Annotated in this window: 11 protein-coding genes; all 11 read right to left on the reverse strand. The window is 36.4% G+C overall.

The annotated features are described in order from the left end of the window. Positions 1 to 119 precede the first annotated feature (119 nt). Positions 120 to 296: a hypothetical protein gene (locus ACFOUY_RS17110; RefSeq protein WP_056871440.1), complete on the reverse strand. Its 177-nt coding sequence runs from the start codon at positions 294 to 296 to the stop codon at positions 120 to 122. A gap of 257 nt (positions 297 to 553) precedes the next feature. Next, positions 554 to 1,795 (reverse strand): aminotransferase class I/II-fold pyridoxal phosphate-dependent enzyme, encoded by a 1,242-nt coding sequence (locus ACFOUY_RS17115; protein ID WP_378962418.1) that lies wholly within the window; start codon positions 1,793 to 1,795, stop codon positions 554 to 556. Positions 1,796 to 1,965: 170 nt separating this feature from the next. Then, a complete protein-coding gene (gene ftsZ / locus ACFOUY_RS17120) occupies positions 1,966 to 3,585 on the reverse strand; it encodes a cell division protein FtsZ (RefSeq protein ID WP_378962503.1) in 1,620 nt (539 codons plus the stop codon). A gap of 129 nt (positions 3,586 to 3,714) precedes the next feature. Next, a complete protein-coding gene (gene ftsA, locus ACFOUY_RS17125; RefSeq protein WP_378962419.1) occupies positions 3,715 to 5,073 on the reverse strand; it encodes a cell division protein FtsA in 1,359 nt (452 codons plus the stop codon). Between the two features lie 47 nt (positions 5,074 to 5,120). Continuing rightward, entirely contained in the window at positions 5,121 to 6,338 is a 1,218-nt protein-coding gene (locus ACFOUY_RS17130; protein ID WP_378962420.1) for a cell division protein FtsQ/DivIB, read from the reverse strand. Continuing rightward, positions 6,331 to 7,686, reverse strand: coding sequence for a UDP-N-acetylmuramate--L-alanine ligase (murC, locus tag ACFOUY_RS17135; RefSeq protein ID WP_378962421.1), 1,356 nt, complete (start codon positions 7,684 to 7,686; stop codon positions 6,331 to 6,333). The genes ACFOUY_RS17130 and murC overlap by 8 nt, the downstream gene beginning before the upstream one ends. Before the next feature lie 127 nt (positions 7,687 to 7,813). Then, a complete protein-coding gene (gene murG, locus ACFOUY_RS17140; RefSeq protein ID WP_378962423.1) occupies positions 7,814 to 8,920 on the reverse strand; it encodes an undecaprenyldiphospho-muramoylpentapeptide beta-N-acetylglucosaminyltransferase in 1,107 nt (368 codons plus the stop codon). Positions 8,921 to 9,024: 104 nt separating this feature from the next. After that, entirely contained in the window at positions 9,025 to 10,215 is a 1,191-nt protein-coding gene (locus tag ACFOUY_RS17145) for an FtsW/RodA/SpoVE family cell cycle protein (protein WP_378962424.1), read from the reverse strand. 15 nt (positions 10,216 to 10,230) lie between these two features. Next, positions 10,231 to 11,577 (reverse strand): UDP-N-acetylmuramoyl-L-alanine--D-glutamate ligase, encoded by a 1,347-nt coding sequence (gene murD, locus ACFOUY_RS17150; RefSeq protein WP_378962504.1) that lies wholly within the window; start codon positions 11,575 to 11,577, stop codon positions 10,231 to 10,233. 69 nt (positions 11,578 to 11,646) lie between these two features. Beyond that, entirely contained in the window at positions 11,647 to 12,894 is a 1,248-nt protein-coding gene (gene mraY / locus ACFOUY_RS17155; RefSeq protein WP_378962425.1) for a phospho-N-acetylmuramoyl-pentapeptide-transferase, read from the reverse strand. Further along, positions 12,894 to 14,351, reverse strand: a complete 1,458-nt coding sequence (locus ACFOUY_RS17160) for a UDP-N-acetylmuramoyl-L-alanyl-D-glutamate--2,6-diaminopimelate ligase (protein ID WP_378962426.1) — start codon at positions 14,349 to 14,351, stop codon at positions 12,894 to 12,896. The genes mraY and ACFOUY_RS17160 overlap by 1 nt, the downstream gene beginning before the upstream one ends. Between the last annotated feature and the right edge of the window lie 12 nt (positions 14,352 to 14,363).

A 14,363-nucleotide genomic window follows, 5' to 3' on the forward strand; every position in this document is an offset into this window, starting at 1 on the left:
TATGAAAATCAACACTTTAAACCAAAAAATAACATAAAAAAATATAAAAAATTTAAGCAAAATAAAAGGGCTGATCATTTTATTTATGATACAGCCCCTTTTTTTTAATATTCTATTGCTTAAGCTTTGTTTTTAGTATCCTGAACTTCCAAACGAATCGCTTGTGCTAAATTTTTTAAATCTTGCATACCTTTACGTATACGAGTTCCAGCTGCACTATTTCCTTTGTTATAAAACTTGTCTGCATCAGCTTCTAAAGCTGCAACCAAACTTTTTACTTCTTCAAATTTTTTCATTTTTTAGGGCTCCTATAATTTTAGGTTTTTAGTTTTAATTTTTTGTAAGTCTAATTTACAAGCGTTTACCTAAAAAAAAAACTTTTTAGAACACAAAAAACGGGCTCCAAACCGCTATTTTTCCACATTATGGGGGTTTATAAACATTAATGTTTGTAAATAAAAAAATAAATAACTGAAAATCAATAAATTAAAAATAACAAAAAACAAAAAAGCCCTTTAATTTATAATTAAAGAGCCTTTTAAAATATTATTAATTAAGCTATAGCGAATTGATTTTCTTTATAGTACCCGTTTTCTAGTTTTTCTGATACTTCACTAAAAGCATCCAATGTGCGTTGTACATCCTCAAGTGTATGAACAGCTGTAGGAATTAAACGTAATTCGATCATACCTTTAGGAATTACAGGATAAACTACGATTGAACAGAAAATACTGTAATTCTCACGTAAATCGAAAGTAATTGCTGTCGCATCTGTTAATTCACCCTTTAAGAAAACTGGTGTTACAACAGAATTTGTTACACCTAAATCGAAACCGCGTTCGCGTAGGCCTTTTTGAAGTGTAGTAGCAATTTCCCAAAGTTTATCCTTTAGTTGTGGTTGGCTTTTTAATAATTCCAAACGCTTTAACAAACCGATAACCATTGGCATTGGTAGTGCTTTGGCAAAAGTTTGAGAACGCATATTATATCTTAGGAAATTCGTAATTTCTTCAGTTGAAGCAACGAAAGCACCAATACCTGCCATAGATTTAGCAAAGGTTCCGAAATAAACATCAATACCTTCAATACAATCTTGCGCTTCGTGTGTTCCTGAACCAGTTTTACCCATAGTACCAAAACCATGCGCATCATCAACCAAAATACGGAATTCGAAATCCTTTTTTAGTTCGACAAGTTCTTTCAATTTACCTTGGGCACCGCTCATTCCGAAAACACCTTCAGTAATTAAAAGAATACCACCACCAGACTCCTTGGTTAACTTTGTAGCGCGTTCTAATTGTTTACGGGCACTATCGATATCATTGTGCTGGTAAACAAATCTTTTACCCATATGTAAGCGTAAACCATCAATAATGCAAGCGTGAGATTCTGCATCGTAAACAATTACATCATTTCTATCTACAAGTGTATCAATAATGGAAACCATACCCTGGTAGCCATAGTTTAATAAAAATGCATCAGGTTTACCTACAAAAACGGCTAGTTCTTGCTCCAATTGTTCGTGATATTTTGAATTCCCGCTCATCATCCTGGCACCCATAGGGTAAGCCATACCAAATTGTGCAGCAGCCTGCTCATCAGCCTTTCTAACTTCCGGGTGATTGGCTAAGCCTAAATAGTTATTTAAACTCCAAACCAAATGCTCTTTTCCTTTGAATTGCATGTGTGGTGCAATCTCTCCCTCTAATTTTGGAAATGAGAAATACCCATGAGACCATTTTTGGTGTTGACCAAGTGGGCCCATGTGCTTTGCTATTTTATCAAATATATCCAATGTATTATGTTTTATTGTACTAAAATTGTTGCGAATTTACGGTTTATTCGGCTTAAAATCAACAGGGTTAATGCTTTGCTTATCAATTAACTTTATTTAACAATCTAATTTTATGCCAAAAAAGCCCCAGATGTATAATCAGGGGCTTTAAAAAATTATATTTGGTTTATTTAATCAACATTATCATGTAAGAAAGAATTGTTTGGTCTGATTTCAGTACCACCATCCTGGTCATTACTTAAGGTAAATCGGCTAACCTGAGACTCTGAAGAATGCTGAACCTGCTGCAATTGCATTTGCTTACGTTTGTAAGCCGGTTCGTTTTCCAATTCTTGCAAGCCATTTGTGGTACGAAGTTTCATACTCAAATCTTTAAGGCGCATAATACGCTCTCTTGATTTTTTAAGCTGTTCTTCTACAGATTCATCGTTTTGATTATCATCTAAACCAACAACAGGCGTTTCTGGTTCTGGCATAGATTGCATTTCTGCAACAGGTGTTTCAAAAACAAATTCTGTTTCTGCAAGTTTAATCTCAAATTCAAATCCTGTTTCTGCAGGCGTTTCAGCTTGAGGCTCTTCTTCTACCAAAGTATGACGAATTACGTCATTTTCTGGCTCAGGATATTTCGGCGCTTCTGTTTTATTAAACATTCCACCAAATAAATCTGCCTGAGGAGTTTCATCTTTTGCCTTCATAACAGGCTCTAAAGACGGTACAGCTTTAGGTTGTATAAAAGAATTTACTGGCTCTACAACCCGAACCAGTGGTGCCTCTTCTGGGGTTAATAATGATATTTTCTTTTTATTTTTTTCTTCGTGAACGCGTTCTTCTGAAGTCTGAAAACCTGTAGCAATTATAGTTACAGATAATTTATCTTCCAAAGACTCATCCGTACAGTTACCCCAGATTAAATCAGCAGATAAACCTGCTTTTTCTTGGATATAATCTGTAATAATAGACACTTCATCCATTGTTACCTCACGTAAACCAGAACTAATGTTTAATAAAATATAACGTGCACCTTCAATTTCATTGTCTTTTAATAAAGGAGATGCCAAAGCGCCTTCAACTGCAAGTAAGGCACGTTCCTCACCATCTGCAGCGAAACTACCCATAATTGCAACGCCACTATCCTTCATTACCGTACGCACATCTTTAAAATCCACGTTTATGTAACCAGGAACAGTAATAATTTCGGCAATACCTTTTGCAGCAGTTGTTAAAATGTCATCGGCCTGCCCAAAAGCAGAGCCTAAAGTTAAGTTTCCGAAAATTTCACGCAATCTGTCGTTAGAAATTACAAGATAAGAATCTACGTATTTCTTCAGTTCTTCCATACCTTCATCAGCTTGCAACCTTCTTCTCTTTCCTTCGAAAGAAAACGGCGTAGTGATAATGGCTACTGTTAAAATGTCAAGCTCTTTAGCGGCTTTTGCAATAATCGGACTAGCACCTGTACCAGTACCTCCACCCATTCCTGCTGTAATAAAAAGCATTTTGGTTGTACTACCTAACATTGCTTTAATATCATCTATATTCTCTATAGCCGAATTTTTACCAACTTCAGGAATCGAACCAGCACCCATCCCCTCGGTTAAACTAGCACCTAATTGTACCTTGTTAGGTATAGGACTAGATTCCAAAGCCTGGGCATCGGTATTACAAATAATAAAATCCACACCAGTAATACCCGACAGGTACATATGGTTCACTGCGTTGCCGCCACCGCCTCCAACACCAATTACTTTGATGATTGATGACTTATCTTTTAACATTTCGAACTGCATATCTTTATGAATCAGTTGTTTAAAAATTCTTAAATTCTGTTCATTACTCAATGTAATATTAACACTTTTTCCACAGACGTTTTCCACAAGTGTTCATAATGTGGAAAACTCAGCTTTTGTGGAAAAAATTTAACTTTTCAAGTAATCTTCATCGCTAACATCCATATCATCCTGGATGAAAATTTTTGTTTTAGCAAGTAACTTATCGAATAAACCAGGGCCACGTTTTTCCTTTTCTTTTTGCGGTTTTGATTTATCAACAATTACAGTTCCTTTCTTAATTTCTACCTCCTGCTCTTCTGCACGTTGAATACCTTTTATTAGTAAACCAACACTGGTTGCATACATTGGACTTTTCAAATCATCGTAAATGGTTTTTGGCATGTCTTCATATTTGGATAAATGCTCGTTTGGATAACCAATACGACAATCTAAACCGGTTACATACTCTACCGCCTGAGATAAGTGTTTTAATAAAGCACCTCCACCAGTAATTACAATACCACCTATTAATTTTTTCTCATAACCTGAAGCTTTAATCTCATAATAAACATGCTCTATGATTTCTTCCATACGAGCCTGAATTACATAAGCAAGATTTTTAACCGAAATCTCTTTGGGCTCTCTACCACGTAGTCCTGGAACACAGATAATTTCATTCTCCTTATTTTCTTCGGCCAAAGCAGAACCGAAACGTGTTTTTAATAACTCAGCCTGGTTACGCATTACCGAACAACCTTCACGGATATCTTCTGTAACACTATTACCTCCGAAAGGAATAACAGCAGTATGACGAATAATCCCCTCGTGAAAAATTGCAATATCAGTTGTGCCACCACCTATATCAACCAAAGCAATACCAGCCTCTTTTTCTTCATCGCTCAACACCGATTCAGAAGAAGCCAAAGGCTCAAGAATTAAATCTTGAGTTTGAAGACCTGCATTGTTTACGCATTTAATAATATTTTTAACAGCCGTTACTTGTCCAGAAATGATGTGGAAGTTCGCTTCAAGACGCACACCAGCCATACCAATTGGATCTTTAATGCCCGGCTCGTTATCAATGGTAAATTCCTGTGGTAAAACATGAATAATCTCTTCTCCAGGAGGCATAACCAGCTTAAACATATCGTCAATTAACTTGTCGATATCCTTTTTTCCGATTTCGTTATTTAATTCTCTTCTGGTTAAAATGCCACGATGCTGCAAACTTTTGATATGCTGCCCCGCAATACCAACGTTAACCACCTGTATTTCTACGTTTGATTGTCCGCTGGCTATTTCTACAGCTTGAGCAATCCCCTGAACAGTTTTCTGAATGTTAGAAACTACCCCGCGGGTTACACCTGCTGATTCGGCTTTACCGATGCCTAAAACTTCGATTTTGCCATGTTGTGTTCTGCGACCTACGATAACACATATTTTTGTAGTACCGATATCCAGGCCGACTACAATTGGAGACTGACTGGTAAATTTTGCCTTGTCCATATTCGTTAATTTTGTTGAGTTATATATTTTGTTGTTGAAAAGGGATCTTATTTATTTTTTTTCTCTGCTGCCGTTTTTTGCTTTAGAGCACGTTCATCTGCCATTCTCTGGGCAAAAGTTTTTTCTTTTTTTTCCGCTGGCTTTTGTTCGGCAGTTTTAGGCTTTTCCTTCTTTGCCACCAGTTTTGATTCCGTTGTTTTTGCAGGCTCTTTCTTTACAGTTGTTTTGGAAGTTTCAGCTTTGGCTTTTTCCTTTTTTACTTCGACTTTTGGAGCAATTACTTTAGGTTTAACTATTGGTGTTGCTGGTTTAGGTTTAGCGGCAATAACAGGCTTTTCATCCCTTTTCTCTGGTTCACGATCATCTCGGATACCATCATTTTTCATTGCATCAGCTATAGAATTACGTATCAGAGAATCAGAAACCTTTCTGGTGATACTTAAACTATCTGCGGCCGAAAGTACTTTTGCATGCTTAGGTATTCCTGAGGAATCTCTTTTTTCGCAAACTATCTGATTTGTGTATTTAATATTAATAGTTCTGTAAGTTTCCCAGCCAACCTGGGGCATCGCTTTCTTATAAAAAATCAAAAGATTTTTCATCTTTTTATCCAACGAATCCGCAGTACCTAAAATAATACGTTGGTTCCCGACTCTCGGTATGAGTTCAATATCATTTTTTGCATCTACAATTATTTGTTCAATTTGGTTATCCCAGAGTGTATCCTTTTTAATATACTGAGCCGTTTTATATAAATCGCGAGCCATTTGTGTTCTCAGGGTATCAACACGTGTTCCGAATACTTCCTGAATATTACCAGTTGCAACAAGTACATTGGCGGTAAAGTTTGGCGAAATCGGCATTTTTAAACCATCATTATCAATATAAAAATCCTGACCCGTTAGATTTAAAACCCTAAGTATTGGCTGACGCTGTTTTATTTCAATATGCAACACACCATCCATATCCACAAAAACCTTAGCAAAGCCTATGTAAGGGTTTGCCTGTAATTTTTTCTCAATCTGATGAATATTGATTTTTTCCAGATTGCGCCCAATTAAAATACCCTGATCTTCTCTTAAAATTTGATCAATTTCTTCCCGTTCTATAAAATTGTCAGCCCCAGGAATTAATATCTTAACATTAGTACACTTTACAGTTTGTTTTTTAACGTTTATAAAACTTAACAGCACTACCAATCCTGCCAGGCTGATTAGCCAGGCAAAGCCAGTAAATATTGCGTTCCAGTTTATTCGTTTAAACATGGTTTAGTGTATTTTTTAAAGGTTCAATTAGTGTATCTATGTCTCCGGCACCAACTGTTAAAATCAATTCGGGTTTTGTTTTATCCACATGCTCAATCACGAAGTCTTTTCCACAAACTCTTTTATTAGTCATTGTTATTTTATCCAATAAAAACTGAGCATTCACCCCCTCTATTGGCAACTCCCTCGCCGGATAAATCTCCAATAACATCAATTCATCTGCTGTACTTAAAACTTTTGCAAATTCATCGGCAAAATCTCTGGTACGGGTAAATAAATGTGGTTGAAAAATAACGGTCAGTTTCTTTTCAGGATACAATTGTCTAACCGCATCAAAACAAGCTTTTAGTTCTTCAGGATGGTGTGCATAATCATCAATATAGATCTGCTTAGTATTATTTACAATGTATTCAAATCTGCGTTTAACGCCTTTAAAGTTTGCTACAGCTTGTTTAATTTTATCAGCATTTATTCCTAATTGCAGCGCTATTGCAATGGCAACAGTTGTATTCTCTACATTATGTTTACCTGGCAACATTAAGTTCAAATCTTTAATTTGAGTTGTACTATCCGCATAATCAAAAACAAATTTTGAACCTTCAACCCTTAAGTTTTCTGCCCTGGCAGTAGCCGTTTTGTTTGCAGCATAACTGATTGCATCTTTTATTGGCAAACCTTCACGAGCATATATCGTACCTTCTGCCTTGAGTTGATCAGCAAAAAGGTGAAAAGATTCTTCAAGCTGACTTTTATCACCATAAATATCGAGATGGTCTGCATCCATTGAGGTGATTACCGCAACATCGGGATGTAGGGTTAGAAACGACCTATCATACTCATCAGCCTCAACTACTACAACATTATTGGCACCAAATAAAACATTGCTATTGTAGTTACTTGTAATACCGCCCAAAAATGCAGTACAATCGTAACCTGTATCTTTTAAAATGTGAGCTATAATGGATGAAGTTGTTGTTTTACCATGAGTGCCAGCCACTGCGATGCAAAACATGCCTTTACTGATGATTCCTAAAACTTCAGAACGTTTTTTTAAGCTAAAATTTTTGTTTTTGAAGTGATTTAAAATTTTTGAATCTTTTGGAATAGCGGGCGTATAAACAATCAGCGTATCATCATGATTATCCAAAAATGCGCAAGGCAAAGTTCCAGGCTCATCCAAATAAGAAATCAAAATACCCTCAGTTTCTAATGTTTCAGTTAAATTGGTTCTGGTTTTATCATAACCACAAACTAACACACCTCTCTTCGCAAAATAACGGGCAAGCGCACTCATACCGATACCACCGATACCCACGAAATACACTCTAATTATTTTACTTAATTCCATTTTTTTAAGTTAAAAGCTGAAAGAGTTAAGCTTAAAGCTTTCCTTTCAACTGTAAATTCTATTTTTCTATATCGTAAAGATTGCTGCAATGACGGTTTGTAATTGCTTTGATCTTTCAGCGCTAGCTTTAAGCTATTATTAGTTTTAAAACTTCATTCGCAATAATTTCATCAGCAGCTGGCAATGCCATCTTTCCAATATTTTCAGAAAGTGTTTCTCCATAAGCCTTATCTTTTAATAATCTTAATGCCTCGGCAACTAAGGTATCTTCAGCAGAACGATCGTTAATTAAAACCGCTGCATTATTTTTTACTAATGCTAAAGCATTTTTAGTTTGATGATCTTCAGCTACATTGGGTGAAGGCACCAAAATAACCGGCTTTTTGATTAAGCAAAGCTCAGCTATTGTTCCAGCTCCTGCCCGGCTGATGATAACATCGGCAGCGGCATAAGCCAAATCCATTTTATTCAAAAACTCCAGAATGCGCACATTTGGGTGATAATCTAAACCCAATCTTTCTATAATTCCCTTATAATAAAACTTACCCGTTTGCCATATAACCTGAACATCCTGCTCAATAATATCTGGCAAATGCTTTTCAATACTTTTATTCAAAGTCCCTGCACCAAGGCTACCACCTGTTACCAGAATAGTTTTCTTTAGCGGATCTAGCTTTAAAAGTTCTGCACCTGAATAGTGTTTGCCTTTTATATCTACAACTTCTTGCCTTACAGGATTTCCTGTTTTTAATATTCTATCTGCGGGAAAAAACTGATCCATATCATCGAAAGCCACACAAATCTTCGATGCTTTTTTACCAAGCCATTTGTTCGTTACCCCGGCATAGGAGTTCTGTTCCTGTATTAAATATGGAATTCCTTTTAAAGAAGCCGCATATAGTAAAGGACCAGAAGCATAACCACCAACACCTACAACCGCATCAGGTTTAAAGTCATTAATCAATTGCATCGCTTTGCGAACACTGCCAAGAACTTTAAAAGGCAAAGCAAGATTCTTAACAATTGATCCGCGTTGAATACCACTGATATTTAAGCCAACAATCTTATATCCGGCCGCCGGAACTTTTTCCATTTCCATGCGACCAATTGCGCCCACAAATAAAATTTCACAGCCAGGCACAATGCGTTTTAATGCATTGGCAATGGCAACGGCGGGAAAAATGTGCCCGCCTGTGCCACCTCCTGATATGATAATTTTTGGGGAATTATTCATTTTATATTTAAGTTTAAAGCTAAAAGACCAAAGTCTAAAGCTTTCTTATTTCGTTTATTAATATTTAATTTTTGCTATGCTTTCAGCTTTAGACTTTAAGCTTTCTATCCCATCGCAGGAATTTCTCCAATAATAACTTTATTAGTTTTTTCTTTATCTGTTATACTTTTTCCAGCTACATTTTCTTCAACATCTCTGCTTACACTCAAAATAATACCAAAAGCAACGCTGGTAAAGATCATCGATGTTCCACCCATACTTACCAAGGGAAGCGGCACACCTGTAACTGGTCCTAGCCCTACAGCTACCGCCATGTTTGCAAAAGCCTGAATTGTTAAACTAAAGCTTAATCCGGCAGCCAGTAAAGCGCCAAATGCCTTTGGCGCTCTGGTTACAATTTTCACACATCGGTATAAAAGCACCAGGTAGAGTACCATAATCACAATTCCTCCAAAAGTTCCCCATTCTTCAATAATAATGGCGAAAATAAAATCAGAATAAGGGTGTGGAAGAAAATTACGCTGGGTACTATTTCCTGGCCCTTTACCGAAAACTCCTCCAGTAGCCAAAGCAATTTTTGCCTGGTCGGCCTGAAAAGTCTTGTCAGAGTGCTGCATCTCCGGATGTAGGAAAGTATTAATACGAGATTTGTAAGTCGCCCTTCTCGGACCTAGAAATCCAACAATTAACAATAAGACAAGGCCGCCCGCACAAACTATTGAAATTTGTTTAATGCTGATTCTTCCTATAATTAAAAGCAGAATACTAACCCCAAAAAGCATTAATGCTGTAGACATATTAGCCAAAGCTATCAACACGAAAACAGAGCATACAGAAGCCATAATAGGAATAAATGATTCCCTTAAATCTTTTATATTTTCTTGCTTCTTCGTTAACATTCGAGCGAGAAAAGTAATTAACGCTAATTTTGCCAAATCGGAAGTTTGAAAAGTTAATCCTATTACCGGTATTTTTACCCAACGTGATGCATCATTTAGGTTTGTTCCGAAAATTAAAGTATAAATTAGCAGTGGTATTGTTATTATCATCAGTATTTTGGATATACCGGCATAATAACGGTAATCCAATAAATGAGAAATATAAATCATCCCGATACCTAATAAAACAAAAATCAGGTGTTTGGTTAATAGTAACTTTTCAACTGCTTCTCCTTTTTTATACGCAAGTGTGCCTGTAGCACTATAAACTGCCATTACAGATATAAGCGAAAGCAGAATGATGATTAACCAAATCCATCTGTCGCCTTTTGTTTTGTTAAGTAAAGCTTGAAACATGTGTTAAACCTCCTTCTATAATTCTTTTACTGCCGCTTTAAACTGGTTACCGCGGTCTTCATAATTTTTAAACAAATCGAAACTTGCACAAGCCGGAGAAAGTAAAACTGCATCTCCGCGTTTTGCTAAATGAAAGGCAATTTGTGTCGCTTCATCAGCAGAGAATGTATTTACAATCACTTCTACATCATCCTCAAATGCATCGTGAATGCGTTTATTATCCTTTCCTAAACAAACAATTGCCTTCACCTTGCTCTTTATCAAATCTTTGAGCATGTTGTAATCATTTCCTTTATCTACTCCACCCATAATCAAAACCACATCACTTGTCATACTCTCCAAGGCATACCATGTAGAATTTACGTTTGTTGCTTTGCTATCATTAATAAAATCGATTCCAGAAATTTTGGCCACATGTTCTAATCTGTGCTCAATATTTTTGAAATTGCCCATGCTCTCGCGAATGGTCTCATTTCTTAACTCTAAAACTTTAGCAACAATGCCCGAAGCCATAGAATTATAAATGTTGTGCTTGCCTTGTAGGGCTAAATCTGAAATAGACATGGTTAGTTCGTTATTTGGTTCTGTGTGAATGTGTATTGTATCGTCTTGTAGGTATGCGCCAATCTCAATTTTTTTTACAATTGAAAAAGGGTATGTTTTTGCCATAGGTGATAAGCCTTTAAGCGCTTTTAAGCTTTCTTCATCATCAGCACAGTAAATAAATACATCTGCCGCTGTTTGATTTTGGATAATGCGCATTTTAGATGCAGCATAGTTTTCCAGCTTGTAATTGTAACGATCTAAATGATCGGGTGTAATATTTAATAAAACGGCTATATCTGCTTTAAACTGAAACATATCATCCAGCATGAAGCTCGAAATTTCTAATACGTACCAATCAAACTCACCATCGGCAACCTGCGCCGCAAAACTTTGCCCGATATTCCCTGCAAGCCCAACATTAACGCCTGCGTTTTTCAGAATATGGTAGGTAAGTAAACTCGTTGTAGATTTACCGTTCGAACCTGTAATACAAACTGTTTTGGCATTTGTATATCTTTTCGCAAACTCAATTTCAGAAATAACCGAAGTACCTTTGGCAATTAATTTTTTTATAATTGGAGCCGTTGCCGGAATTCCAGGGCTTTTTATTACCTCTGTTGCATTTAATATCAGCGCTTCAGTATGTCGCTCAGATTCAAAAGCAACACCCAATTTTTCAAGTGCAGCTTTGTATTTATCAGTTATTACACCATAATCTGAAACAAAAACATCAAAACCTTTTTGCTTGGCTAGCTTGGCCGCACCTACGCCGCTCTCACCTGCACCTAAAATTACTACACGGCTCGCCCCTGCCATTGCTGACTTAGGTTGAATTGGGTTTTGTGTAGTATGATTAGGTTGCATTTTTATTTAAATATTTTGTTATTACCTTAACTTTAAAGTCACTATAGTCATGATAGCTAGCATAATTCCAATAATCCAGAACCGGGTTACGATCTTCGCCTCATGGTATCCCTTTTTTTGATAATGATGATGTAAGGGTGCCATCAATAGAACCCGCTTGCCTTCTCCAAATCTTTTCTTAGTGTATTTGAAATAAGAAACCTGCATAATAACCGATACAAGTTCTACTAAAAATATACCGCATAGAATAGGAATTAAAAGTTCTTTGCGAATCATAATTGCAAACGATGCAATAATTCCGCCGATAGCCAAACTTCCTGTATCGCCCATAAAAACCTGAGCCGGATAGGAGTTGTACCATAAGAAACCTACACAGGCACCAACAAACGCACCAGCAAAAATCATTAGCTCTCCCGAATTCGGGATGTACATAATATTCAGATAATCGGCAAAGCCAACATTACCCGAAACGTATGCCAAAATTCCTAAGGTGGTTCCAATTACGGCCGAAGTTCCGGTAGCCAGTCCATCAATTCCATCTGTTATATTTGCCCCATTTGATACTGCGGTGATAATGAAAACGGTGAAGGCAAGGAAAACCAGAAATGCATATTTCTCATAACCATCACCTAAAAATTTAAGAACTTTAGCATAATCAAATTCATTATTCTTATAGAAAGGAATATTGGTTTTAGTTGATTTTACATCTTGAGTGTAGTAGAAAGTTTCGCCTTTTTGACGTAAAACCATGGGTGCATTAGAGGTCGTTTTCACGTTATCCTGAACTGTTTCTCTAACCACAATATTTGGATTAAAATACATTGTCCAGCCTACAATTAAACCTAAGCCCACCTGACCAACAACTTTGAAACGCCCTGCCAAGCCCTCTTTATTTTTTTTGAATACCTTAATGTAATCATCCAAAAAGCCAATAGCGCCCATCCAGATTGTTGTAATAATCATTAGAATTACATATACATTTGAAATATTAGCAAAAAGCAATGTCGGGATCAAAATGCCAAGCAAAATAATGATACCACCCATTGTTGGTGTACCTTGTTTTTGCATCTGGCCTTCTAAGCCTAAATTCCTCACTGTTTCGCCAACCTGTTTTTTATGTAAATAATCAATTAGTCTACGCCCGTAAACAGTTGTAATTATCAAGGATAAAATAATAGATACCGAGGCACGGAAAGTGATATATTGAAACAACCTTAATCCAGGTATATCATAATGCTTATGCAGGTATTCGAATAATAAATATAACATTAGCTGGCAGGGTTTAATTGTTCAAGTAAAATCTCTTTATCATCAAAATGGTTACGTACACCATTAATTTCCTGGTACTTTTCGTGGCCCTTACCCGCTATAAGAATAATATCTCCGCTTTTCGCTAAATGACAAGCTGTTTTTATAGCTTCTCTTCTATCCAAAATGGATATTGTTTTACGTTTATTTGTTGGTGAAACCCCTGCTTCCATTTCCGAAATAATAACTGCCGGGTCTTCAGTTCGTGGATTATCTGAAGTAAGAATAACTTTATCACTCCAATCGCAGGCTACCTGCGCCATAACCGGACGTTTGGTTTTATCTCTATCGCCCCCACATCCAATTACGGTAATCACTTGTTCAGTTCCTTTTCTGATATCTGCAATTGTTCCAAGCACATTCTGAACCGCATCAGGGGTGTGAGCATAATCTACAATACCAATAACTTTATCAGCCGAAACAATATAGTCAAAACGGCCCTCTGCGCCTGTTAAACGACTTAAAAGCGTTAAAACTTTTAATTTGTCCTGCTCCAAAAGAATAGCTGTACCATAAACAGCAAGTAAATTATATGCGTTAAACGAACCAATTAATTTGAAATAAACATCTTCATTATCGATATCTAGATGCAAGCCACTAAAACCATTTTCTGTAATTTTAGCTTTGAAATCAGCAAGCTGCTTCAATGCATAAGTCTTTTTATAGGCCTTGGTATTCTGCAACATCACCATACCGTTTTTATCATCGATATTAGTTAATGCAAAAGCTGTTTTCGGCAATACATCGAAAAATGCTTTCTTAGCCTTTAGGTAACTATCAAAAGTTTTGTGGAAATCTAAGTGATCATGAGTGAGGTTTGAAAAAACCCCTCCAGAAAAATTAAGCCCCTCAATTCTATGTTGCGACACCGCGTGGGAACTAACTTCCATAAAGCAATAATCACAGCCGGCATCAACCATATCCCTCAATAATGCATTTAATGCTAAAGGATTTGGAGTGGTGTGTGTTGCGGCAACAACAACATTATTTACATAATTTTCTACCGTTGATATTAGACCAGTTTTATAGCCTAAATCTTTAAATAGCTTAAATAAAATTGTTGCAATAGTAGTTTTACCGTTGGTGCCGGTAATTCCAATCAGCTTTAAATCATTAGATGGGTTTCCATAGAAATTGCCAGCCATAATACCTAAAGTAATAGAAGTATTTTCGACTTTTATATAAGTAACATCAAAATCATTAATTTCAGGCAGGTTTTCACAAATAATAGCTTTAGCTCCCTGAACTATAGTTTGTTCGATAAAAAGATGACCATCAGCAACTGTACCTGTTATCGCAAAGAAAACATCATTTTCAGTTACCTTACGCGAATCAAAGTTTAGGGTATTAACTTCCCTATCGGTTCTGCCAACCAACTCTTTTATCGTTACACCATATAGTAAATCCTGTAATTGCATATATTTTATTTT

It is taken from the genome of Pedobacter jamesrossensis (assembly GCF_042650905.1).
GTDB lineage: Bacteria > Bacteroidota > Bacteroidia > Sphingobacteriales > Sphingobacteriaceae > Pedobacter > Pedobacter jamesrossensis.